The organism is Corynebacterium sp. 2571A, assembly GCF_055700935.1.
In genome coordinates this window covers 1-22,855 of sequence record NZ_JASTTE010000007.1, presented here as the reverse complement: position 1 = coordinate 22,855, position 22,855 = coordinate 1, and the positions used below count along the sequence as shown (strand labels likewise).

Here is a 22,855-nt window from a genome sequence, read left to right as displayed (position 1 = left end):
TTATGAGCAATGTCAAAGAAGTGACCACTGATAACTTCCGTTCCGAGGTTATCGAGGCCGGTAAGCCGGTCGTCGTCGATTTCTGGGCGGACTGGTGCGGTCCCTGCAAGAAGCTCTCCCCGCTGCTGGACGAGATCGCAGAAGAGCTGGGCGACAAGGTCGGCGTGGTGAAGGTCAACGTCGAGGAGCAGCGCAACCTGGCGGCCATGTTCCAGATCATGTCCCTGCCGTCGGTGCTGATCTTTAAAAACGGCGAGAAGGTCGAGGAATTTGCTGGCCTGCGCAGCAAGGAAGACATTCTGTCCAAGATCAACAACCACCTTTAACCGTGGTTCAGGGATGCTTGAAGGATGAAGGAATGAATGTGAATCGCGTCTTAAGTGTGGGCGACACCAGCGTGCGCGTCGCTGAGGCACGCGCGAACCTGGCTCGCCTCGGCCAGCTGACTCAGTACTCCGGCGAGGTAAGCGCCTGGAAGAAGCAGAGCTACTCGGAGCAAGACAAGTACTTTGATGCTGAGTTGGCGGAAGCGATCAAGGCTTTCCAGCAGTCGCGAGGGATCATCCCCTCCGGTCGCATTGATGACATGACGCTGCGGGAGATGCGCCTGGCGTCCTATTCCCTCGGCACCCGTGTCCTGCAGTTCCAGCAGGGCAGCGAGCTAGTCGGCGACGACGTCTCGCAGCTCCAATCCCAACTGGAAGAGCTCGGCTTTTACCACAACCGCGTGGACGGGCACTTCGGCCAGTACACCCACGACGCGCTGGCTGATTACCAGCTCAACAGCGGCCTGCAGGCCGACGGCGTGTGCGGTCCGGTCACCCTCCGGGCCTTAAGCCTGCTGGGGCGCCGGATCACCGGCGGCTCGGCGCACAACATCCAGGAGCGCGAGCGCGTGCGCAACGCGGGCCCGAAGCTCAGCGGCAAGCGCGTGGTGATCGATCCGGGCCTCGGCGGCTCCCGCAAGGGTCAGACCGTGACCGGGCGCTACGGCGAGATCACCGAGGAAGAGCTCATCTGGGACCTCGCCCAGCGCGTCGAGGGCCGCATGATTGCCGCCGGGATGGAGACCATCCTCTCCCGCCCGCGCATGCACGATCCGTCCATCAAGGAACGCTCCGAAATGGCCAACGCCTTCGACGCGGACCTGGTCATCTCCCTGGCCTGTGACTCCTACGCCAACGAGAAGGCCAACGGCGTAGCCACGTTCTACTTCGGCTCCGAGTCCGGCAACTCCTCGCTCATCGGGGAGACCCTGTCCGGGTTCATCCAGCGCGAAATCGTGGCGCGCACGCACCTGACCAACTGCCGCAACCACGGCCGCACCTGGGAGCTGCTGCGCTTTACCCAGATGCCCGTCGTGCAGGTGGTGCTGGGCTACCTGACCAACCCGCACGACACGGAGGTCCTCACCGATCCCGCCAAGCGCGACGACATCGCCGAGGCCATCGTCGTGGCCGTCAAGCGCCTCTACCTCATGGACGAGGACAACCTGGCCACCGGCACCTACAAATTCGCCGAGCTGCTCGAGGCCGAGCAGTCCTAGGACCTAAAAAGCCACGGTAAACACAAAAGCCAGCGTCGAGACTCTCGACGCTGGCCTTTGTATTGCCGGGGAAGCCGCGGCTAGTTCTTCTCGCCCTCGATGAGGGACATGATGCGCTCGAAGTCTTCCTGGTCGCCGAATTCCACGACCATCTTGCCCTTGCGCTTGCCCATGGTCACCGTGACCTTGGTGTCGAAGCGATCGGACAGCCGCTCGGCTGAGTCGGTGAAGTACTGCGGCTGCACCGGGGCCTGGCGCTTGGCCGGCTGGTCGACCTTGCCCTGCCGCTTGTAGAGCGTCACGGCCTCCTCCGTGGCGCGCACGGACAGGCCCTCGGCCACGATGCGGTTGGCGATTTCTTCCATCGCCTCGGCCGAATCCAGGCCCAGAAGGGCGCGCGCGTGGCCGGAGCTGAGCACCCCGGCGGCGACGCGCTTTTGCACGGCCACCGGCAGGCGCAGCAGGCGCAGCATGTTGGTCACCTGCGGGCGGGAGCGGCCCAGGCGGTCGGCCAGCTCGTTCTGCGTGACCCCGAATTCCTCCAGCAGCTGCTGGTAGGCGTTGGCCTCTTCCAGCGGGTTGAGCTGCACGCGGTGGAGGTTTTCCAGCAGGGCGTCGCGCAGCATGCTGTCGTCGGTGGTGTCCCGCACGATGGCCGGGACGGTGGCCAGGCCCGCCTTGGCGGAGGCGCGCCAGCGGCGCTCACCCATGATGAGCTCGAAGCCGCCCTCCTCCGAAGGCCGCACCACGATGGGCTGCAGGAGGCCGAACTCCTTGATCGAGTGGACCAGCTCCTTGAGCTCGTCCTCGTCGAAGACCGTACGCGGCTGCTTCGGGTTGGGCAGAATGTCGCCCACGGGGACCTCGCGGTAGGTGGCCCCGATAGCGGCCGGCTTCGGCTGCTTCTTCTTGCCGGTGTTCCCGGACTGGATGGTGGGAGCGCCCTTCACGCGCTTGCCCTCGGAACCGCCCTCGGAGGAGCCTTCAGCGGGCGTGCGCGAGGTGGCGTTGCCCAGGATGACGTCCGCCGCGGAATCCCCCAGGCGCGGCTTGCGGGTCGGCGCGTCCGGCCCGGACGGGATGAGTGCCGCCAAACCGCGGCCGAGGCCGCCGTGCTGCGCCTTCGGTGCCTTACCCGCCTTGGGTGCTCCTGCTTTCTTGTCCGCCATGGTTTTAGCCTTCCTCCAATTCCGCGAAAATTTCCGGGCTTACCCCAATGGCGCCCGTGGTGGGGTGGGGGCGGTAGTCGCCCCGCTCGTCGAGTTCCCGGGCGGCCGCCACGTAGGCGCGCGCACCAGTCGATGAAGGATCATAGTCCACGACGGTCTTGCCATAGCCAGGCGCTTCCGAGACCCGGATGGAGCGCGGGATGACATTGCCCAAGACGACGGCGCCGAACTGATCGCGGACCTCGTCGGCGACCTGCTCGGCCAGCTTCGTGCGGGCGTCGAACATGGTCAACAGCACGCCCGAGATGTGCAGATCCTCGTTCAGGTGCTCCCGGATCATGGAGATATTGCCCAGCAGCTGGCCCACGCCCTCCAGGGCGTAGTACTCGCACTGAATGGGGATGATTACTTCTTCCGCACACGTCATCGCGTTGATGGTGAGCAGGCCCAGCGAGGGCGGGCAGTCGATGAAGACGTAGTCGAATTCGTGCTCATCCAAAAATCCCTTGTGCAGGGCGTCGTACAGGCGGAACTCGCGCCGCACCAGAGAGACCATTTCGATCTCCGCCCCGGCCAGGTCGATGGTGGCGGGGATGCAGTAGAGGTTGTCCACGTCCGGGCACTTCTGCATGGCCTGGTCCGCGCGGCAATCACCCAGCAGCACTTCGTAGCTGGAGTCCGTGCCCGAATTGTGAGCCGCCCCGACAGCGGTAGAGGCGTTGCCCTGCGGGTCCAAGTCGACCACCAACACCTTGTGCCCGGAATCCGCCAGTGCGGCGGCGAGGTTCACGGCGCTGGTGGTCTTGCCGACACCGCCTTTTTGGTTGGCGATGGTGATAAGCCGGGGAGTAGTCATGCCCACTACTCTAGTTCACGCGCGGGACACGGATGACGGTGGTTCCCCGCACCGTAGTGACCTCGGCTTTACCGCCGCCGGCCCGCTTAATATCCGCGGCATCCCGCTCGAGCTCGTCGCGTACCGACTCGCCCTTTAAGGCGATCATCTCGCCGCCTGTGCGCACCAGCGGCAGGGACCACTTGGCCAGCTTGCCCAGCGGCGCCACCGCGCGGGAGGTCACCACGTCGCACCCGCTAACGGCCTTCTTGATGGGGCCTTCCTCGGCGCGCCCGCGCCAGACGGTGACGTTGTCTAGGCCCAGCAGGTCTACCACCTCGTTGAGGTAGTTGTAGCGCTTGAGCAGGGGCTCAACCAGATCCAGGTGCAGATCCGGGCGGGCGATGGCCAGCGGGATGCCCGGCAGGCCGGCGCCGGAGCCGACGTCGACCACGCGGGCATCGGCAGCAATGAGCTCTTCGACCACGGCGCAATTGAGCAGGTGGCGGTCCCAGAGGCGCGGCACCTCGCGGGGGCCGATAAAACCACGAGTGGACCCGTCCGTAGCGAGCGAGTCGTGGTAGGCCTGCGCCAGCGGCAGGCGGGAACCGAATACTACAGACGGGTCCAGTTGGGACACTCTAATCTCCGTTTTCTTGTGGTGTACTCCTGAGAAACTAGCCCGCAAAAGGAGCTAGCCCTGACGGCGCTGCTTCTTGCTGCGGTTGTCCTTCTTGCGCGCCCCCGGCTTCGGAGCCGTGGTGCGCTTGAGCTCGCGTTTGGCCTCTTCCTCGGCTTCTTCCTCAGCGTCCATCTTGGCGTAGATGGTGCGGGTCTGGACGAAGGTCCAGACGGTGTTGGCCAGCATGTAGAACAGCAGGCCGATGGGCCAGATGAAGCCGGAAAAGACCAGCATGCCCGGCATGACCCAGAGCATCATCTTGTTCATGACAGCCATCTGCTGCTGCATCATCTGCGCGTTATCGCCCTCCGGCGCGTTAACCTTGCCGGCCTGGCGGCGCTTCTCCTGGCGGTTCAAGCTCATGCGGGCGTTGAAGTGGGTCAGGGTCGCAATGATGGCAATCAGCGGCACGATGATAACGGCCGCCTGGCCGACGGTGACGTCCTCGAGGACCGGGGAGTTCACGCGCAGGTTGGCCACCAGCGGAACGCCGAAGATCTTCGCGTCCAGGAACTGCTGGACCAGCTCCGGGCTGAAGATGTAGTTGGCGGTCTGGCGGTTTTGCTCGACCGTCATCGGCTCGCCGGCCGTGTGGCCTAGCCCGCCCGCCACGGAGACGGTTCGGTCGAAGGAGCGCAGGACGTGGAACAGGCCGATGAACATCGGGATCTGGGCCAACATCGGCAGACAGCCGGCCACCGGCTTGACGCCCGACTCCTTGTAGACCTTCTGCATCTCTTCGGCAGCTTTGGTCTTGTCGTTGGCGTATTTGCTGCGGATCTCCTGCATCTTCGGCTGGATCTCCTGCATGCGGCGCGAGGACCTGATCTGCGTGATGGTCGGCTTAACCATGATCGCCTTCAAGGTCCACGTCAGCAGAACAATCGCCAGGATCCAGGTGATACCGGCCGCCGGATCGAGCACGAAGCTCAGCAGCCAGTGCCAGAACCACAGGACGGCCGAAATAGGCCAGTAGATGATATTAAGCACTGAAACGAATTCCTAAGTTTTCTTCTTTACTGGATCAAACCCGCCGGGATGCCACGGGCCGCACTTGGCCAAGCGCGCCAGTGCCATCCCGGTGCCGCGCACGGCCCCATGCACCGAAATAGCTTCGAGTGCATAAGCGCTGCAGGTCGGTTCGAAACGACAGGTCGAAACCAGTTTAAGGCCTGATAAATGTTTTTGGTAGAAGCGCACCATAGCAACCAACGGCTTCGCTACGCCACGGGCAGCCGGGATTTCTTTCCCGGAGCTATTTACATACGGCATGCGCGGGCCAAGGCCTTCCGCAGGTCGGCGTCCAGCTGGGCGCTCGGGGCGTTACCGCTGGCGGGCAGAGCGCGGATCACCACGTCGTAGTGCCCGGGCAGTTCGTTTAGCAGTCCGAGGCACACATGGCGAAGCCGCCGGGAGGTGCGGTGGCGAACCACGGCGTTCCCGACGGCTTTCGAGACCACCAGCCCGAACCGCGGACCTGTGACCGCGATCTCGTCACGCTGGTGAGAAGTGTCTAAGACATGCACCACGAGGGTGCGTGACCCAGCCCGGCGCCCGCCTTTGATGGTCCGGCGAAACTGCGCCGGCGAGGTGAGCTTATGGGGTTTAGGGAGCACTTGTCTTAAGCGGTCAGCTTAGCGCGACCCTTCTTGCGACGTGCGGCCACGATGGCGCGACCTGCACGGGTGTTCATACGAGTACGGAAGCCGTGCTTGCGCGCACGACGACGGTTGTTCGGCTGGAACGTCCGCTTTCCCTTTGCCACGGTAAAACTCCTTGAAATTTGGGTGTGGAGGCGCAGAGCGCAAACCCTCGCCTCCACGACGATTAGATTCCGTAAAGCGCAACCAAAGCGCGCGAACTTGGCGCGAGTTATGCATTTACGCGCAACCATAAAGTTGCGATAGACCCTGACAGATTACGTGACGAACCCACCTCGGAACAAATCGACACACAGGGGTACCCGAAATTACAAAGATGTTGTTTCGCCCAGCTAAGGCCATAGATTTGCCAGTCTTACTGGGATTGTGCCATCACCGTGACCCCCACACCGGGAAGCGACACACGAAGGGACGAAATCGCCCGCTAGACAGCGCCGCGATCGAAGGGGTATCAATGAAGAATCGATATTCCACAGAAAGCACTCGGGTGTGGATAACCCTTAATCGATAGTTGAGACTTACGGAGTTTCCCGAGGTCACAACCGTTAAACACCCGAGTGGAGTTTATCCACACCCTATCGTATAGGCTGTGGATAAACTGATCTTTCACACCTGTGAAAACTTCTGTGGAGACCGAGGTTAACCACAAAATCCCGTTGTGGAAGACCCCGTGGAAAACTGTAATTTCGGCAATCCGCGCGTCCTCCGGCGCGCTTTTGGCTTCTAACTGTCCCTATCCGTCAACGAGAATAAAAGGCAACGGTGTGTCTGATCCGCAAGCGAACATAAACGCCACCTGGCGAACTGTGGTCGATGATCTCCTGGCTCAATCCGAGCAGCCAGACTCCGACGTACCAACCTTTACCCACTCCCAGCGGCTCTACCTGCAAATCGCCCGGCCCATCATGGTCATGAACGGCTACGCGCTGATCGCCGCGCCCGATGAAACCGGCAAGCGCACCCTCGAGCAGGAACTGGGCCACTACATCACCAAGTCCCTCAACCGGCACCTGGCCAGCCCCTGCGCCCTGGCCGTGACGGTAGCCGCCCCCGAGGCCCCCGCCGCGCCGCAGCAGACCCCGGAACCAGAACCGGAACCCGAGCCGGGCCTGCACCAGGTGGACGTGACCAAGATGCCGAACTTCCCGCACCAGATCACGGATCCGGCCACCTCCCAGACCGCTACGCAGCCGGCGCCGGAGCAGCGCGAGTTCAGCGAACAGCCGCACCGCCGCGAGCCGTGGTCCCAGACCCACGCGCCGGCCAGCCTGGACGAACTGGCGGATCACTACCAGCAGCAACAGCCGGAGGCCCCCGCCCCGGTGGAGCAACCGCAGCGGACGCCGCACTACGGCAACCGGATGCCGCGCGAGGAGCCGGCGCACGACCCGAACCGCGATCAGTCGCTGAACCCGAAGCACACCTTCGACAGCTTCGTCATCGGCTCGTCCAACCGCTTCGCCAACGGCGCGGCCGTCGCAGTCGCCGAAAACCCGGCCCGCGCGTACAACCCCCTGTTTATCTGGGGCGGCTCCGGCCTGGGCAAGACGCACTTGCTCCACGCCGCCGGCAATTACGCGCAGTACCTGCACAAGGGCCTGCGGGTCAAGTACGTTTCCTCCGAAGAATTCACCAACGACTACATCAACTCCCTGCGCGACGACCGCCAGGAGTCCTTCAAGCGGCGCTACCGCAACCTGGACATCCTCATGGTCGACGACATCCAGTTCCTGGAGGGCAAGGAGTCGACGCAGGAGGAGTTCTTCCACACCTTCAACGCCTTGCACCAGGCCAACAAGCAGATCATCTTGTCGTCTGACCGCCCGCCCAAGCAGCTGACCACCCTGGAGGACCGCCTGCGCACCCGCTTTGAGGGCGGGCTCATCACGGATATTCAGCCACCGGACCTGGAAACGCGCATCGCCATCCTGATGAAGAAGGCGGCCGCCGACGGCACCACCGTCGACCGCGCGGTCCTGGAGCTCATCGCCTCCCGCTTCGAGTCCTCGATCCGTGAGCTGGAGGGCGCGCTCATCCGCGTCTCGGCCTATTCTTCTCTGGTCAACGAGCCCATCAACGTCGAGATGGCTGAGATCGCCCTGCGGGACCTGGCCCCGGACGCCACCGACGCGCAGATCACCCCGGCCACCATCATGGACGTGACCGCCGAGTACTTCGACATCGAGGTCTCCACGCTGACCGGCGCCGGTAAGAAGCGCACGGTCGCCCACGCGCGCCAGCTGGCTATGTACCTATGCCGCGAGCTCACCGAGCTCTCCCTGCCGAAGATCGGCGATCACTTCGGCGGCAAGGACCACACCACCGTCATGTACGCCGATCGCAAGATCCGCAAGGAAATGACGGAAAAGCGCGCCACCTACGACGAGATCCAAACCCTGACCCAACGGATCAAGGCCCGCGGGCGTAGCTAACCGCGACAAAGAACACAGAGCCCAAGGCCCGCCATCTCCTCGAGGGACGGCGGGCCTTTCTGCGTCTCTAATCCTCCGGCCTAGTCCTCCCGGTAACTCGGTAACTCGGTAACTGAGTAACTCAGACACGGAGTCGGTGCCACTTTTGGAATTACACATCCCGCAGCCCGCCACCAGCCCTTCCGGTCCGGCCTCACACTGGGCGTCGCACCAGCTCACAGCAGGGAGAGAAGTTTATCCACAACGGTTATCCACACCTGTGTAATTACAGATTTGTAATTCATAGATCCGCCTCACAAAATGAATTACACAGGGCACACACCTCCGGGCCTCATCTGTGAGGGGATTTGTGTAATTCCGGTGATCAAACCGCGCGCCCCTGTGATCAAATGACAAGAATCCGAGTTTGATCACAGATCGGCCGATTTGATCACAGAATGATCACAGCCGAACCCACAGCCCGGATTTGCGCTCCGAACTTGTCTTTTAGGGCGCTATCCACAGATCCCACAGCGGTTATTACTATTGCTACTTTAAATTTCTAGAGATCCAACAAAACTGGGGCGTGTGAAAAGTCCGGCTCGGGCTCGCCTCGCCCGCCGAGACGGCCCGGACTAGAATGACAAAATGTCGTTCAACCCGCGGATCGAGCGCGGGTACTGATCGGGTAAGTTGGAAGCACTTACATAATTCGCGAATTTCTAGGAGCTAGACCCACCATGGATGATTCCTCTTCCGTGTCATTCCGCGTGGCCAAGGACGACCTGTCCAGCGCAGTCGCCTGGGTTGCTCGCAACCTGCCGACCAAGGTCACGCAGCCTGTCCTGCGCGCTATGCTCATCACCGCTGACGAGCAGGGACTGGAACTTACCGGCTTTGATTACGAGGTATCCACGCGCGTGCGGATCCCGGCGGAAGTGGAAAACCCCGGCCGAATTGCCGTCGCCGGCAAGCTGATCGCTGAGATTGTGGCTAACCTGCCCAACCAGCCGGTGGACCTGCGCCTGGACGGCAACAAGGTTTTGTTGACCTGTAGCTCCTCTCGCTTCGAGCTGCCGCTTATTCCCCTGGATGATTACCCGCAGCTGCCGACGCTGCCGGAGGTCACCGGCACCATCAACCCGCAGCTCTTCGTGGACGCGATCTTCCAGGTCGCCTCCGCCGCCGGTAAGGATGACACGCTGCCGATGCTCACGGGCGTGCACATGGACATCCAGGGAAAGACCATTCACCTCACGGCCACGGACCGTTTCCGCCTGGCTATGCGCACGGTGGAATGGGAGCCGGAGGATGACAGCATCGAGGCCAAGCTCCTGGTCCCGGCGAAAACCCTCCAGGACAACGCCCGCACGCTGGATACCAGCCTGAACACCCCGGTCGAGATCGCCGTGGGTACCGGCGAGAACATCGGCGGCGACGGCCTGTTCGGCCTGCACGCCGACAGCCGGGAAACCACCACGCGCATGCTGGACGCGGACTTCCCGAACGTCGCCCCGCTGCTGCCTAAGACCCACACGGCGATGGCCTCCATCGAGATTGGTCCGCTGCAGGAAGCCATCCGGCGCGTGTCCCTGCTGACGGAGCGCAACGCGCAGATCCGCATGCAGTTCACCTCCGGCCAGGTGATCCTGTCCGCCGGCGGTTCGGATTCCGGTACCGCCGAGGAAACCCTGCCGTGTGCCTTCTCCGGCGTTCCGGAGCTCATCATCGCGTTTAACCCGAGCTACCTGAAGGATGGCCTGGGCGTGGTGCACACCGACCGCGTGGTCTTCGGTTTTACCGAGCCGTCCCGGCCGGCCATCATGATCCCGGAACCTGAAAACATGCCGGAGGCAGACGCAGACGGTAACTTCCCGACCCCGGAGACCGACTTCACTTACCTGCTTATGCCGGTTCGCCTGCCCGGTTAAACAGAAAGCGGGGTGCGTCTAACGCATGTATATTCGCGATCTGGATCTGCGGGACTACCGTTCCTGGCCCAACCTGCACTTACAGCTCGAGCCGGGGATCACCCTGTTCGTGGGCCGCAACGGTTTCGGCAAGACGAATATCGTCGAGGCGGTGGGCTATACCGCCCACCTGTCTTCGCACCGGGTCAACCACGACGCCCCGCTCATCCGCCAGGGCGCCCAGAATTCGCGCGTCTCCATGACCGCGGTCAACCAGGGCCGGGAGCTGACCACCCACCTTTTGCTCAAGCCCCATGCCGCGAACCAGGCGCAGATCAACCGCACCCGCCTGAACTCGCCCCGCGAGCTGTTGGGCGTGGTCAAGACCGTGCTCTTTTGCCCGGAGGATCTGGCCTTGGTGCGCGGCGAGCCCGCCGAGCGCCGGGCCTACTTGGACACCATCATCGCCTCACGCACCCCGCGGCTAGCCGGGGTCAAGGCGGATTACGACAAGGTGCTCAAGCAACGCAACGCCTTGCTGAAGTCGGCATCGCCGGCCCTGCGCCGCGGCTACCAGGACGACGAGGGCGCCTCGGCGCTTTCCACCTTGGACGTGTGGGACGGGCAGCTGGCGCACCTGGGCGCCCAGGTAATTGCCGCCCGTCTCGAGCTCGTCGATGCCCTGTCCGAGCTCATCCCCGCCGCTTACGCGGGGCTGGCTCCCGAGTCGCGCCCGGCGGAGATTACCTACAAGTCCACGATCGACACCAGCGACCGCGAGGTCTTAGAAGCCGTGCTGCTGGCGGAGCTGGGCAACGCCCGCAACCGGGAGATCGAACGCGGCATCTCTCTGGTCGGGCCGCACCGCGACGATCTCGTCCTGAACCTGGGGCCGCAGCCGGCCAAGGGCTTCGCCAGCCACGGCGAGACCTGGTCATACACCATCGCGCTGCGCTTGGCGGAGTTCAACCTGCTGCGCCAGGAGGGAAGTGACCCGGTGCTGATCCTGGACGATGTCTTCGCTGAGCTGGATGCGAAGCGACGCCAGAAGCTGGTGCACCTAGCCAGCGACGCCGAACAGGTACTCATCACCGCCGCCGTGGACGAGGATCTGCCGGACAACCTCGAGACCATCCACCGCTACGAGGTCACCGTGCGCGATACCGACGAGGGCCGGATCTCGGAAATCTCTGCGGAAGATGATTCCGTGGAAGACTCGGAGGAGCAGTAGTGGCGCGCTGGGTAGAACGCGAAGAATTTGATCCCGATGACCCGGTCAGTGAGTTTTTCCACCGCATTCGCCTGACGGCCAAGAACCCGCCCAAGCTGGCTCGCCGGGCCCGCAAGCTGCGGATGGAACCCGGCCGCGAGGACCTTTCGGTGCCCGGCATTGCCGGCAAATTACTGGGAAACTCGGCGGAGCGTCCACAACGCGACGCGGACAACGACACTCAGGACGCCGGCGACGAGCGGGATATTCACTCGATTTCCTCGCTCAAGCGGTATACCGAGATAGACAATTACCAGGGCTACCAGGAGGGCCGTCCCAGTGGCGCCGACGGCCGCCGGGTGGCACGCTCCATCGGCGTTCCGAGCCTCGGCATGGCGCTGGGTCGCGAGATCATCGAGCGCGGGTGGCAGCAGGACCTGGCCCACGGGTGGATCATGGGGCACTGGGCCCTGCTGGTCGGCGAACGCATCGCCGCGCACACCCGGCCAGAGAAGATCGATGGGCAGACGGTCTACATCCAGACGGATAACTCCAACTGGGCCACGGAGCTGCGCTACCTGCAGCGCCAGATCATCAAGCGGATCGCCGAGACCATCGGCCCCGATGTCGTCACCGAGCTGAAGATCGTAGGCCCCAAGCAACACCGCAACTACCAGGGCCGCATGTGGGTTAAACCTCAAGGCTCCCAGGACACCTACGGCTAATTTAGCCCTTAAAAGGCGGTTTTAAGGCGTGTTAGCTGGCCTTCAGTAGGGGACCACAGTGTAGAATGGTAAAGGTCTTAAAACTAGCTATAGCCAAAAGGAGAACGTAGTTCCGTGGCTGAACAACCAGCATATGATGCCGGATCAATTACGATCCTGGAGGGCCTCGAGGCAGTTCGCAAACGCCCGGGCATGTACATCGGTTCCACCGGCATACGCGGCCTGCACCACCTGATCTGGGAGGTCGTGGACAACTCGGTCGATGAGGCGATGGCAGGTTACGCCACCAAGGTAACCGTGCGCCTGCTCAAGGACGGTGGGGTAGAGGTCATCGATGATGGCCGCGGTATCCCGGTCTCCATGCACGCTTCCGGCGCGCCCACCGTGCAGGTGGTCATGACCCAGCTGCACGCCGGCGGCAAGTTCGATTCGGATTCCTACGCGGTCTCCGGCGGCCTGCACGGCGTGGGTATCTCCGTGGTTAACGCGCTGTCCACCCGCGTCGAGGCGGAGATCAAGCGCGACGGGAAGCACTGGTACCAGAACTTCGTCAACGCCATCCCGGAGGACCTGGTCGAGGGCGGCAACGCCCGCGGGACCGGCACCACCGTCCGCTTCTGGGCGGATCCGGAGATCTTCGAAACCACCGATTACGACTACGACACGATCGCGCGTCGTCTGCAGGAGATGGCCTTCCTGAACAAGGGCCTGATCATCGAGTTGGTGGACGAGCGCGTCACCCAGGAGCAGCTCGAGCTCGAGGCCATCGCCGAGGCCGAGTCAGGGGAGTCGCAGCTGGATGCCGCCTCCTTCGACGACGCCGACATCAACGAGGATCCGGCCGACCCGGAATCCGCCGAGGAGCAGGCGGAGAACAAGCCGAAGAAAAAGCTGCAGAAGAAGGCCACGTTCCACTACCCCGAGGGGCTGGTGGACTACGTGAAGTTCCTCAACAAGACCAAGACTGCAATCCACCCGACCATCGTCAGCTTTGACGCTATCGGTGAGGACCACGAGGTCGAGGTCGCGCTGCAGTGGAACCAGGGCTACAAGGAGTCCGTCCACACCTTCGCGAACACGATTAATACCTACGAGGGTGGCACTCACGAGGAAGGCTTCCGCGCGGCGCTGACCTCCCTAATGAACCGTTACGCCAAGGAGCACAAGCTGCTCAAGGAAAAGGACGGCAACCTCTCCGGCGAGGACTGCCGTGAGGGCCTGGCCGCGGTCATCTCCGTCAAGGTGGGGGACCCGCAGTTCGAGGGCCAGACCAAGACCAAGCTGGGTAACTCCGAGATCAAGGGTTTCGTGCAGCGCGCGGTTAACGAGCACGTCAATGACTGGTTCGACGCCAACCCGGCGGAGGCCAAGGCCATCATTAACAAGGCCGTCTCCTCGGCGCACGCGCGCCAGGCCGCCCGCAAGGCCCGCGAGATGGTCCGCCGCAAGTCCGCCACCGACCTGGGCGGCCTGCCCGGCAAGCTGGCCGATTGCCGTTCCAAGGACCCGAAGATTTCGGAGCTCTACATCGTGGAGGGCGACTCCGCAGGTGGTTCCGCAAAGGCCGGCCGTGACTCCCTCTACCAGGCGATCCTGCCGCTGCGCGGCAAGATCCTGAACGTGGAGAAGGCCCGCATGGACAAGGTGCTCAAAAACGCTGAGGTCCAGGCCATCATCACCGCGCTAGGTACGGGTATCCACGAGGAATTCGACATCTCCAAGCTGCGCTACCACAAGATCGTGCTGATGGCCGACGCCGATGTCGATGGCCAGCACATCGCCACGCTGCTGCTGACCCTGCTGTTCCGTTTCATGCCGCAGCTGGTTGAGGAAGGCCACGTCTACCTGGCTAACCCGCCGCTCTACAAGCTGAAGTGGTCCAAGGGCACCCCGGGCTACGCCTTCTCCGACGACGAGCGCGACGAGCTGCTTCAGGAGGGCCTGAACGCCGGCCGCAAGATCAACAAGGACGACGGCATCCAGCGCTACAAGGGCCTGGGCGAGATGAACGCCAAGGAGCTGTGGGAGACCACCCTGGATCCGACAACCCGCATCCTGCGTCGCGTGGATCTGGAAGACGCCCAGCGCGCCGATGAGCTGTTCTCCATCCTCATGGGCGACGACGTCTCCGCCCGCCGTTCGTTTATCACCCGCCGCGCCAAGGACGTCCGTTTCCTCGACGTCTAAGGAGGCCAACGGCAGTGGGAGTACTATTCCTGCTGCCGTTTTTGCGTGTGCAGGTGCTGGTGGGACTTTTAAGTGACGCGTTTAGTGGTGACGCAACCACAACAGCACGGCTTTGACGCGGCGGTTGTCGTCTCGGGGGCTAAAGCCCAGTTTCATGAAGACGTTGGCCACGTGTTTGCTGACGGCACCGGCGGTAAGTACGAGACGCTGTTGGATTTCGCCGTTGCTCAAGCCTCGTGCCATGAGTTCTAGGACCTCTGTCTCCCGCGGGGTGAGGTTGGCTATGCCGGAGCGGCGCGATCGCAGAAGCGAAGAAATGACCTCGGGATCCACGGCAATTCCACCACCTACTACCTCGCCCAGGGTACGGTTTAGTTCAGCTACGTCCGCGATACGTTCTTTCAGCAGGTACCCGAACCCGCCGTGCTCGAGTAGGGAATCGAGGTAGCTGGCGGCAACGTATTGTGACAAAACCACCACGGGCAGGTTACCGGCCCCGGTAGCCTCCCATTCACTCCGCAGGTCGTGAGCAGCGCGCAATCCGTCATCGCTGTGTTCTGGGGGCATGCGAACATCCGTGACCACGATATCCGGTTGGATCTGGCGGACCTGGTGTTTGAGATGGTCGGCATCGTTAGCAGTATGCACCTCGTGCCCGAGTGCAGACAAGAGCTCGCGGAGACCCTCGCGCAACAGGGCAGAGTCTTCCGCCAGCACGATGGTTAACGGCTGGGTAGAGGAATCGGTCTTAGTCATCTTTTCGCTCCTGTAGGTTGCGATAGGGCACGGTGAGTTCGAGGCGTGCCCCACCAAGTCGGACATCGGGCAGTAGATTCAACGTACCGTGCAGGTCAGCCGCCCGTTCCCGCAGTCCCACTAGACCGGTGCCGGAGGTGCTCGGGGTGGCCGGCGGGCCTTGTCCGTCGTCTGCGATGGAGACGAGGACGGAGTCTGCCATCCATTCGACACGCACCGCCACGCGCTGGGCTTTACCGTGCTTCGTGGCATTGGTCAACGCTTCGGCCACACAGTGGTAGGCCAGTAGGGCCGAGGTGGCGTCTAGCCCGCGTTCGCGGCCGGAAAAAGAGCGAGTCGTATCCAGGCCGCTATGCACCAGCAACTCGTCGATGGCAGCCTGCAAGCCCTCATCGTAAAGGACCTGGGGCGAGATCCCGCGGACCGTGGCGCGGAGGCTCGCCAGGGCCTCACTCGCATTGTGCCGCGCAGAGCGCAGAGCCTTCTCGGGGTCGCGATCAGACTGCAGCGCCAGCTCTAAGGTGGATAGGTTTAACTGCAGCGCAGTCAGGTATTGCTGCGGGCCATCGTGTAGTTCCCGCTCTATGCGCTGGCGTTCGCCGTCGAAGGCGTCGATGACGGTAGCGCGCGAAGCGAGCAGAGAGTCCAGTTCCTGCTGGTTCGGGCTGAGTAGGACTGAGGTGGCTTTAACTGACAGGCCGGTGATACCCCAGCTCCCGTAGAGCAGGACGATAAACAAGACTATCCCTAGCGGCCAGCACGCCGCGGCGACCAGGGCCGGGTTGTCGGTCGACCATAAACCCACCTCAAACCTGCTGTCGATCGAGCTTAAAAAGATGAACGGCATGGCAAATAACAACGGGATGACAAGCATCGCGGCAAACCACACGATCAGACTGACTGTGGCCAGCAGAATTTGAATTACCAGATGGATAAGCTGCGGGCCGTTTATCATCCCCTTTCTTGGCCGGGGAGCAATGTCGATCCCCATTCCACCCGCGCCCGCCCGCCCTAGCGCGGCTACCGCGCGTCCGACAAGCGGGAGCCAGGGCAGCAACACAACAGAGCAGAGCACCATCGGTAGCGCAGCCATAGCCAGGACAAAACTAATCCCCAGCGCACGCCACGTATGCCCGCTAGCTACGAGTTTCCACGGTGCGGGATGAAATCCGGCGAAGACTGATGAGTGCTCCATGATGCTTAGAAAGCTTATTAGGTTTTAGCCGCCAGCACAGTAGAGCTAACTCCCCAACAACTAGGCCACCTAGCGCCCTGTTTTATCCGGCTGCCGCGGAGTGAACTTGTAACCATGCAGAAGACAACGAAGCCCCAGGCGGATGCGTCACCTGGGCTACACGCAAGGACAATAACCAAAGCGGTCAAGACTCGCCCCGAGGAGGCCCAGGCATTTAAAGCCCTTGTCCGGGACGTGGATGCTGAAATCGCCGGGGGACTAGACCAGTACGATCGGGAGTTTAATGACGGGGTGCGCGTGCTGTGGATTACCCCAGGGTGAGGCGGCACGTGACGAAACCGCTTTCCGGCATGCGCTCAAGACCGGCCACCGCTTGCGCCAGCAAGGGCAGCGCCTGACTGATGCGGCGATTATCGACGCACACGAGCATGCCTACAACGTCGCTCAGACCCACGGCGGAGCAGGCCGTTACAGTGAGATGCCGCCCATGCGCGACCGCCAGACCATGGCACGTCGCGTGCGCGGCTACGTGCTCAGTCCAAGGGTGATGCCTACACCGGCTCTAGTGCTCCAGGTAAAGCTACCAGCAGCGAGCGTAAAGCACTCGCCACCATGGGTCGCAAGCGTGGGCAGAAAGCCGTACAACGCAGGAAAACCGACCCTGATGGCGATTACGCACAAGGCCGATTAAGAGTTATGAAAAAGAAACACAAACGCAAGGAAGTACAGGGCTTACTAATAAGCAATCTGTTGGCCAGTTTGAGACGGCTTTTTGGCTTGAGATGGACTGCCTCCCTACACGACGAGAGATCATGACTGAAACAGGATTGTCAGAGGCAACCGTGAAACGACATCTGAGAGCGCCCCGATCTGAAGGGGCAATACCGGAGGAGGGGGTCACACCATAAGCAATATACGGTTCCCCTGCCGTTAGGCAGTTAAGTAAAACCTCTCTTAACAAGATTAGGTTGGATGAATTATGCTCCGGTGTCACTAAGAGTGCCAATAGTGTGTTGCCGCTAGCGCCAGAAGACGAGCAGATCGAGCAGCTCCGTCCAGCTGTCTATGACGGTCATGGGGTCGGCAAGCAGTACGCCGATGGCAGCGCCTAGAGCGATCGAGAGCAGTTCAGAGAATCGCCCAGGACTGGTGTTGGCATTGTTACTTATAGCTGAGAAATAGAGTTTTTGTCTCCACTTTTCGTCAGGTACTTGCCTGTTTCTTTTTGCTGAGGACGAGGGTTGTCTCGGATTGATGTTATGAAGCTCAACATACATCCAGCAAATAGGAAACCGCTAATCTGCAAGTGAGTAGCCCAATTCCCGCCGCCACCGGAAACAACAAGGAAAATAGTAAACGTTATAGCGGCTAGACAATGGATAGCAAGACGACTATGTGCATGTAGTCGTTGATTCTTTGGCCATACACTCCCAAGGAACCAGCTCACTACTGTAAGAATAAGATAAAAAATTATTCCAACTAGTATTCCAGGAACTATATAGAGCATACTTCTTTTACTCGGGGTATTGATGTTTTAAAAATGACTCGAGCTTGATAGCGAGGACATATCAGAAGAGCTCTTTCGTGTTTCTTTATGAGTGTCTGGGCCATGGGGCTCAACGGGCAGATGAGCTGCAGGAGGAGCATACTTAAGGCCGTTTTCTGCTTTAACTTTTTCTTGAGGGGAAAGTCTCACGTTAGAGTGGATGGTTTCATGTACCCAGTCAGCCCTCGGGGGGAGGTTTGTATGCCACATGGGCCTATCTTTCCCATCGATACATTCTGGGTTGAATCCGCCGGCAGTGTGTACTGCGTAGAGAGTGTTGTTTTTGTAGATAGGTGCTCCTGAATCTCCGCCGCAGGATCGTGAGTCCGTTGATCATTTTCCTTTGAGCAGATCGGTATACGTAACGTTTCCGAAGTTCAGGGAGTCTACTTTTCGGAAATGACTGTTGACGCTGAAGAAGCATAGTCCTGGGGTTGACCATAACCGGTAAGTACGGCTTGATCCCAGATCTTCAGCGGCTCTGTGGCCAGGGTAAATGAATCGGCATTGATTCCGTCACCGACTTTAATAAGCGCAACATCTTCGGTAGAAGACTTGGTATAGATAGTAGCGATACCTGCTACTTCACCATCTGATTGGCGGAGAAAACCATCCATAAAAGGTGAATTAGACACACGGTGATGCGCGGTCAACCAGAAGTTGTCCCCTATATAGCTTGCCGTGCAATCACGTCGAACGCGTTGTTGCTGTGAGTCATCCAAACTTGGAGTTACTGACCACAATGCCGCAATACGATTATCATTCACCGGCACAGTACTGCTTGCCTGTAATGAAGCGAAGTCATTATCTGCAGCGACAGCCACGGCAGAACAAGCTCCTAGCGCAGTAAATGCGCAGGCTAGAGAAGAAAGACCGAGTTTAACTATTTTCATCGGTACCCCACGAGATTAGAAAGGAGAACTTTTTCACTTAACCAGCGTAGCCTGCCACCAGGCTATAAGCTGACCTAGTAGAACAACTCCTTGTTTCACTCTCATCTACGGATCCGCCATGAAAGCTCTCTCACGCAAACTCCTTGCTTTCGTCTCAGCAAGCTTATTAATCAGTGCCACTCCCGGTACTGCAGTCGCGCAATCATCACTTCTGGGATCATCGATTCGCGATGAACAACAATCAAAAATTCAAGCATCTGAAACGCCGTCTGTCGACAACGATTTTTACCCCTCTGATCACCGTGATACGACTTCGCCGCAAGTAGTCGATGGTCCGTTTGCTCAGTGGGGCATCCCAACCCCTCCAGGGGCAGAAGGGTATGAAATCAACCAAGCCACAAATGAAGAGCTCAACCCGCAAGGGCTGAAAGAATGGCATCCGACTACTAATCCCAACAGTGAAGTTATTCCTGGTCAAATGCGCTCCGACAGAGAAGAAATTCCTGCCGGTATCGACAAGCACGAAGCCGACAAGGCAGAAATACGAGAAGCGCAACTTGCCAGCCCTGATACTCCAACGCTGAATGCTCGGCCAGGGTGTAAAGTGTACTGGCCTTCCTCCTTTGAAGTATGCGGTTTAATTAAAGAAAAATACGATAAGGTAGGCGGCCCGACCAGCTTCCTTCTTCTGCCAAAGTCTAATGAGCTCACCAATCCAGACGGAATAGGAAAGCGTTCTGAGTTTGTCAATGGATATATCTACTGGCACCCCAAGACAGGAGCACATACAGTTAGTCTCCCAGTAGCTAAAGTCTGGGAGCGTCATGGCTGGGAAAAGGGCTTCCTTGGGTACCCCACTAGCAGCGATATGGCTTTAAGAAACCAGTGGTTTAAGCAAGACTTCCAAGGCGGACATGTTTACACCCACAATGCATTGCCGGCAACTCAGGCCAGCATCCAAGGCCGAATTTATGACAAATGGCAATCCATGGGAGCCCAAAACAGTGAACTCGGCTACCCGATCAGCGATGAGCTAACCACCCCGGACGGTGTCGGACGCTACAACGTCTTCGAGCGCGGAATGATCTACTGGACTCCACGACATGGGGCACATGCTGTTCTCGGTTCTATCCTCATAGAGTGGGGTAAAGCTGGTTTCGAAAAAAGTAGCTACGGATACCCTGTAGAAGATGCCGTTGAGTCCGCTAATGATGTGAAAATTAGTCAAAAATTTGAGCATAAAACTTTAACGGGGTACGGCGATGTAGTCCAGAAAATCGTAGATTTTATGCCCGGTAATTAGCATGGACATCTTGACGCACGCCAAGTATATGCGGATGGAATGGACTACATAAAGTTCACTAAACAGAGCGATGTAAAGAAAGCTTTCGCTGATGCGCTTAATGAGTTAATCGAATACAACGACAGGTATGAGCTGGAAATTATATCCTTACAGTCAGGGGGCCTGCCTGAAGGTACGGATGTAGATCCTATTAATCCCAAAAATCGAGGAGATATATTCTATTCTGACGCGACAACTGCTCGTGTAAATCATGGGCACAATGGAATTTTTGTTGGCGATCCCCATGCTAGCGATAACTCGAAAAACGACACTGTTGAAGCCTCGGGGGCAGTGGGCAGCAGTTCTTTGTCCGGACAGGATGACTCAACAGCAGGGGTGAAACGACGTCAAAACTTTGAAAACGGAGATCCCCGAAGAACCCATGCTCCGCGGCTAAGGAACCTCCGTAAGCAGACAGTCAACGCGTCCCAGGAAATAAGAAATTCTGCAGCAAGATGGGCAGCTAGCAAGGCTGGAGCAGGGTATAATTCCCCTGGGGCAGGATATCGGTACAACTTCGCTTTCAACAGAAATGTCGACGGTGACTCTTTCAATTGTTCTTCTCTAGTTTGGGCTGCATACATGTACGCTTCTAAAAATGATATTGACTTGGACAAAAACGGAGGACCAGGAGTCTATCCAGACGATGTCAGAGATAGCCCGTTCGTAGAAGACTACGAATAGTACTGGAACCTTCAGATGAGAAAGATGCTCTCGAGAAAACACAGCTTTCCCTGGCTGGTTGTACCAGCTGCGTGCCTAGTTCTTGCGGGGTGCACAGACGTCGAGCGATCTACTGGAGACAAACAAGCCTGGGCCTCTCCCGGAAACTTCGTAGTCTCCTATGGCCCCGTGGTTGAGCCTTATCCTTCAAGTATCCACAACACTTATTACTTGTACTCCTCCTCTGGGCAGCGTCTTGCCTCATCGCAGGGTAAAGGAAGCTGGACCCCCGTAGCCTTGACCACCCGCGAAGGAAGTTACGGCTATTTTCCAGACTCAATAAAGGATCTCGGATCAGGTGAAGAAAAAGCTTGCTTTCTAGAGAGAAGTCCCGTCTCGTTCTATGGCGGTTCTCCTGAAGGAAATTTAACCGTAGGCATCGTAAACGATTCCGATTCGGCTGAATTCCACCACTCCCTTGTTGTATTTCACGGACAATCAACATTCAAGGAACCGATTCCAACCGTTCCGCACTCCCTTGCCGTAGGAGAGGACGCCGCACTTGTCGTCGGAGATTCTTATGAAGGCGAACGCCACAAGAAGGACCTCGTGTTGGTCCGCAGCGATGGTTCCGTAAAAACTATTGATTTCCCCCGCGGTTATGACACCTCTATCCCGGATTTCAAATATCCTCACGTCAACTATTTGGGTAACGGCGTATTCGAGGTCCTAGAGGGACGAACAACAGGAGAGGTCACTCCTTTTAAGTCGTTTGAGGTCCGAATCAGTGACGATGATGAGTTGGTAACACAGAAGGTCAGCCATTTTTCCATGGTTCTTCCTAAAGACTTTGCTGTTACACGAAGCCTACCGTTGGGCGAGAATGGTGTCATTGACACTAACGGCAACGTATTTATCAACCACCGCGACACTAAACCTCCGGAGCTCACTGGAACAATTCCGGAGTTCCATGAGAAAAGTTTTGTGCCAGTTAATTTTTCAGCTGAGGCGCTTTTCGGAATTCGTCGCAAGGACTCTATTGAAATCCGCCGATGGGACGCCCCAGAAGAAATCACAGCCCGCTTGAGTTACGAAAAGAACGCATGCTCAGATAGTGCCTGCGGAATCTCCTCCATATCACGCGCTTCATACAGTGAGCAGATGAAGTAAAGACTTGTTCATTATGTATCCATAATGAACAAAAAGAGTACACCCTAATTGGATCAGCGACTTTAATAATCGTGCGCTGTGGCTGGTTGTCTTTCGTGCAGATCAGCAGACTGCGAGTGTTATCCACGCGGAGCATCGAATCATCAAGGGGTTGAGTACTCCGAAGCACAGCTGCGTGACGAAGCTTTGCTTGGAGCCCAGATTGTTGCGGAAACCTTGCTGCGTTATAGCGAAGAGCATCCGCAGTAGGTCGCTAGCTAATAAAACTCTCGGTATGTGCAATCAAGTGTGATGAGTTGTTGAAAACCGGATGCGACGAATAATTCGTTATGTGTAGGTCTAGTTATAGGTTTCGTGCTGCCGCAGAAGTCGCGCCCGCGAGACTTCCTTGCCCCGTGTGATTGTCACGTCCTGGTGCTCGATTGCGCGTGCGCACCCTAACGTTTTGAACGCGCTCTGTTGCTCATACTGATACGCAAATGCGCCAGCACATCGCGTGACACAAGCGCCCTGCTATCTGCTCGCAGATGTTCACACCTCTGACCACGACTCATGGTCGCTGCCGCGATTAATCCCATGGCACATTTGCACTAGAAGTGCCTAGGGGTGTTCTGATGCTCACCGTGCTGGTTAGAGGAGGTGGCGGGTGTGCTGACGATCGCGAAGATGGGTGCGCATTCGGTGGCCTATTATCAGTCCACGGTTGATGAGGATCGGGGGTCGGATTCGTATTATTCCGAGGATGGAAAGCGGCCGGCGTCGGTGTGGATTCGGGGTGAAAACGTGGCTGGGGTGTCGGCGTTTTTGGGTGCTGATAATGGTGCGATCGTGTCGGGAAAAACGGTTGAGGATTGGTTTAATAAGGCGGTCGCTCCGAGTGGGGTTGCCCGCAAATCGTGGACACGTAGTGGAGCTACCTAGTGGTTAGGCAGCTATTTCTTTTTTACTGGTGGT

At 59.2% G+C, this 22,855-nt stretch carries 22 protein-coding genes and 1 pseudogene; 12 read left to right on the top strand and 11 right to left on the bottom strand.

Features of this window, described 5'->3' with window-relative positions:
- Positions 1-2: 2 nt before the first annotated feature.
- Together trxA and QQS53_RS11895 are read left to right on the top strand one after the other, a co-directional pair.
- Complete coding sequence (trxA, locus tag QQS53_RS11900) at positions 3-326, top strand: thioredoxin (RefSeq protein ID WP_070767829.1); 324 nt, start codon at positions 3-5, stop codon at positions 324-326.
- Between the two features lie 38 nt (positions 327-364).
- Positions 365-1,546: an N-acetylmuramoyl-L-alanine amidase gene (locus tag QQS53_RS11895; RefSeq protein WP_472776080.1), complete on the top strand. Its 1,182-nt coding sequence runs from the start codon at positions 365-367 to the stop codon at positions 1,544-1,546.
- 80 nt (positions 1,547-1,626) lie between these two features.
- On the opposite strand, the gene QQS53_RS11890 is transcribed toward QQS53_RS11895, so the two are convergent.
- From QQS53_RS11890 to rpmH, 7 genes are read right to left on the bottom strand one after another with little or no spacing between them, the layout of a single operon-like run.
- Complete coding sequence (locus QQS53_RS11890) at positions 1,627-2,715, bottom strand: ParB/RepB/Spo0J family partition protein (protein ID WP_472776015.1); 1,089 nt, start codon at positions 2,713-2,715, stop codon at positions 1,627-1,629.
- Between the two features lie 4 nt (positions 2,716-2,719).
- On the bottom strand, positions 2,720-3,571 hold the full coding sequence (locus QQS53_RS11885; RefSeq protein ID WP_296203902.1) for a ParA family protein: 852 nt from the start codon (positions 3,569-3,571) through the stop codon (positions 2,720-2,722).
- A gap of 10 nt (positions 3,572-3,581) precedes the next feature.
- Positions 3,582-4,190, bottom strand: a complete 609-nt coding sequence (gene rsmG, locus QQS53_RS11880) for a 16S rRNA (guanine(527)-N(7))-methyltransferase RsmG (RefSeq protein WP_472776014.1) — start codon at positions 4,188-4,190, stop codon at positions 3,582-3,584.
- A gap of 54 nt (positions 4,191-4,244) precedes the next feature.
- The gene (yidC, locus tag QQS53_RS11875) at positions 4,245-5,222 is read right to left on the bottom strand and encodes a membrane protein insertase YidC (RefSeq protein ID WP_472776013.1); all 978 of its coding nucleotides are present in this window, start codon (positions 5,220-5,222) and stop codon (positions 4,245-4,247) included.
- Between the two features lie 12 nt (positions 5,223-5,234).
- Positions 5,235-5,504: a membrane protein insertion efficiency factor YidD gene (gene yidD / locus QQS53_RS11870; protein WP_472776012.1), complete on the bottom strand. Its 270-nt coding sequence runs from the start codon at positions 5,502-5,504 to the stop codon at positions 5,235-5,237.
- Positions 5,492-5,848, bottom strand: coding sequence for a ribonuclease P protein component (rnpA, locus tag QQS53_RS11865; RefSeq protein WP_472776011.1), 357 nt, complete (start codon positions 5,846-5,848; stop codon positions 5,492-5,494). The genes yidD and rnpA overlap by 13 nt, the downstream gene beginning before the upstream one ends.
- Positions 5,849-5,853: 5 nt before the next feature.
- Positions 5,854-5,997, bottom strand: a complete 144-nt coding sequence (rpmH, locus tag QQS53_RS11860) for a 50S ribosomal protein L34 (RefSeq protein ID WP_035106118.1) — start codon at positions 5,995-5,997, stop codon at positions 5,854-5,856.
- Between the two features lie 660 nt (positions 5,998-6,657).
- Between rpmH and dnaA the strand changes: the two genes are divergently transcribed.
- From dnaA to gyrB, 5 genes are all read left to right on the top strand, one after another.
- Positions 6,658-8,325: a chromosomal replication initiator protein DnaA gene (gene dnaA, locus QQS53_RS11855; protein ID WP_472776010.1), complete on the top strand. Its 1,668-nt coding sequence runs from the start codon at positions 6,658-6,660 to the stop codon at positions 8,323-8,325.
- A gap of 719 nt (positions 8,326-9,044) precedes the next feature.
- Positions 9,045-10,235: a DNA polymerase III subunit beta gene (gene dnaN / locus QQS53_RS11850; RefSeq protein ID WP_448871349.1), complete on the top strand. Its 1,191-nt coding sequence runs from the start codon at positions 9,045-9,047 to the stop codon at positions 10,233-10,235.
- 25 nt (positions 10,236-10,260) lie between these two features.
- The gene (gene recF / locus QQS53_RS11845; protein WP_472776009.1) at positions 10,261-11,445 is read left to right on the top strand and encodes a DNA replication/repair protein RecF; all 1,185 of its coding nucleotides are present in this window, start codon (positions 10,261-10,263) and stop codon (positions 11,443-11,445) included.
- Positions 11,445-12,149, top strand: coding sequence for a DciA family protein (locus tag QQS53_RS11840; protein ID WP_472776008.1), 705 nt, complete (start codon positions 11,445-11,447; stop codon positions 12,147-12,149). The genes recF and QQS53_RS11840 overlap by 1 nt, the downstream gene beginning before the upstream one ends.
- Positions 12,150-12,263: 114 nt before the next feature.
- Complete coding sequence (gene gyrB, locus QQS53_RS11835) at positions 12,264-14,336, top strand: DNA topoisomerase (ATP-hydrolyzing) subunit B (RefSeq protein ID WP_472776007.1); 2,073 nt, start codon at positions 12,264-12,266, stop codon at positions 14,334-14,336.
- 81 nt (positions 14,337-14,417) lie between these two features.
- On the opposite strand, the gene QQS53_RS11830 is transcribed toward gyrB, so the two are convergent.
- Both QQS53_RS11830 and QQS53_RS11825 read right to left on the bottom strand, forming a co-directional pair.
- Positions 14,418-15,092, bottom strand: a complete 675-nt coding sequence (locus QQS53_RS11830) for a response regulator (protein WP_472776006.1) — start codon at positions 15,090-15,092, stop codon at positions 14,418-14,420.
- Positions 15,085-16,083, bottom strand: coding sequence for a sensor histidine kinase (locus tag QQS53_RS11825; RefSeq protein ID WP_472776005.1), 999 nt, complete (start codon positions 16,081-16,083; stop codon positions 15,085-15,087). The genes QQS53_RS11830 and QQS53_RS11825 overlap by 8 nt, the downstream gene beginning before the upstream one ends.
- Before the next feature lie 378 nt (positions 16,084-16,461).
- On the opposite strand from QQS53_RS11825, the pseudogene QQS53_RS11820 reads away from it, so the two are divergent.
- Positions 16,462-17,195: pseudogene (locus QQS53_RS11820) on the top strand (replication initiation protein); the annotation flags it as partial.
- Positions 17,196-17,306: 111 nt separating this feature from the next.
- Here QQS53_RS11820 and QQS53_RS11815 read toward each other — a convergent pair.
- Together QQS53_RS11815 and QQS53_RS11810 are read right to left on the bottom strand one after the other, a co-directional pair.
- Complete coding sequence (locus QQS53_RS11815; RefSeq protein ID WP_472776004.1) at positions 17,307-17,564, bottom strand: hypothetical protein; 258 nt, start codon at positions 17,562-17,564, stop codon at positions 17,307-17,309.
- Between the two features lie 655 nt (positions 17,565-18,219).
- The gene (locus tag QQS53_RS11810; protein ID WP_472776003.1) at positions 18,220-18,657 is read right to left on the bottom strand and encodes a trypsin-like serine protease; all 438 of its coding nucleotides are present in this window, start codon (positions 18,655-18,657) and stop codon (positions 18,220-18,222) included.
- A gap of 187 nt (positions 18,658-18,844) precedes the next feature.
- Here QQS53_RS11810 and QQS53_RS11805 point away from each other — a divergent pair, with 187 nt between their 5' ends.
- The 4 genes from QQS53_RS11805 to QQS53_RS11790 all read left to right on the top strand — a co-directional run bounded on the left by QQS53_RS11805 (position 18,845) and on the right by QQS53_RS11790 (position 22,822).
- The gene (locus QQS53_RS11805; RefSeq protein ID WP_472776002.1) at positions 18,845-20,029 is read left to right on the top strand and encodes an LGFP repeat-containing protein; all 1,185 of its coding nucleotides are present in this window, start codon (positions 18,845-18,847) and stop codon (positions 20,027-20,029) included.
- A gap of 39 nt (positions 20,030-20,068) precedes the next feature.
- Complete coding sequence (locus QQS53_RS11800; protein WP_472776001.1) at positions 20,069-20,752, top strand: hypothetical protein; 684 nt, start codon at positions 20,069-20,071, stop codon at positions 20,750-20,752.
- Positions 20,753-21,028: 276 nt separating this feature from the next.
- The gene (locus QQS53_RS11795; RefSeq protein WP_472776000.1) at positions 21,029-21,901 is read left to right on the top strand and encodes a hypothetical protein; all 873 of its coding nucleotides are present in this window, start codon (positions 21,029-21,031) and stop codon (positions 21,899-21,901) included.
- 648 nt (positions 21,902-22,549) lie between these two features.
- The gene (locus QQS53_RS11790; protein ID WP_472775999.1) at positions 22,550-22,822 is read left to right on the top strand and encodes a hypothetical protein; all 273 of its coding nucleotides are present in this window, start codon (positions 22,550-22,552) and stop codon (positions 22,820-22,822) included.
- Positions 22,823-22,855: the final 33 nt, after the last annotated feature.

What these genes read in the sequence shown, in the direction of transcription:
- trxA (WP_070767829.1), top strand. Translation starts at nt 3, where the DNA reads ATGAGCAATGTCAAAGAAGTGACCACTGATAACTTCCGTTCCGAGGTT.
- QQS53_RS11890 (WP_472776015.1), bottom strand. Translation starts at nt 2,715, where the DNA reads ATGGCGGACAAGAAAGCAGGAGCACCCAAGGCGGGTAAGGCACCGAAG.
- QQS53_RS11885 (WP_296203902.1), bottom strand. Translation starts at nt 3,571, where the DNA reads ATGACTACTCCCCGGCTTATCACCATCGCCAACCAAAAAGGCGGTGTC.
- yidD (WP_472776012.1), bottom strand. Translation starts at nt 5,504, where the DNA reads ATGCCGTATGTAAATAGCTCCGGGAAAGAAATCCCGGCTGCCCGTGGC.
- dnaN (WP_448871349.1), top strand. Translation starts at nt 9,045, where the DNA reads ATGGATGATTCCTCTTCCGTGTCATTCCGCGTGGCCAAGGACGACCTG.
- recF (WP_472776009.1), top strand. Translation starts at nt 10,261, where the DNA reads ATGTATATTCGCGATCTGGATCTGCGGGACTACCGTTCCTGGCCCAAC.
- QQS53_RS11830 (WP_472776006.1), bottom strand. Translation starts at nt 15,092, where the DNA reads ATGACTAAGACCGATTCCTCTACCCAGCCGTTAACCATCGTGCTGGCG.
- QQS53_RS11825 (WP_472776005.1), bottom strand. Translation starts at nt 16,083, where the DNA reads ATGGGGATCGACATTGCTCCCCGGCCAAGAAAGGGGATGATAAACGGC.
- QQS53_RS11815 (WP_472776004.1), bottom strand. Translation starts at nt 17,564, where the DNA reads ATGTATGTTGAGCTTCATAACATCAATCCGAGACAACCCTCGTCCTCA.
- QQS53_RS11805 (WP_472776002.1), top strand. Translation starts at nt 18,845, where the DNA reads ATGAAAGCTCTCTCACGCAAACTCCTTGCTTTCGTCTCAGCAAGCTTA.
- QQS53_RS11800 (WP_472776001.1), top strand. Translation starts at nt 20,069, where the DNA reads ATGGACTACATAAAGTTCACTAAACAGAGCGATGTAAAGAAAGCTTTC.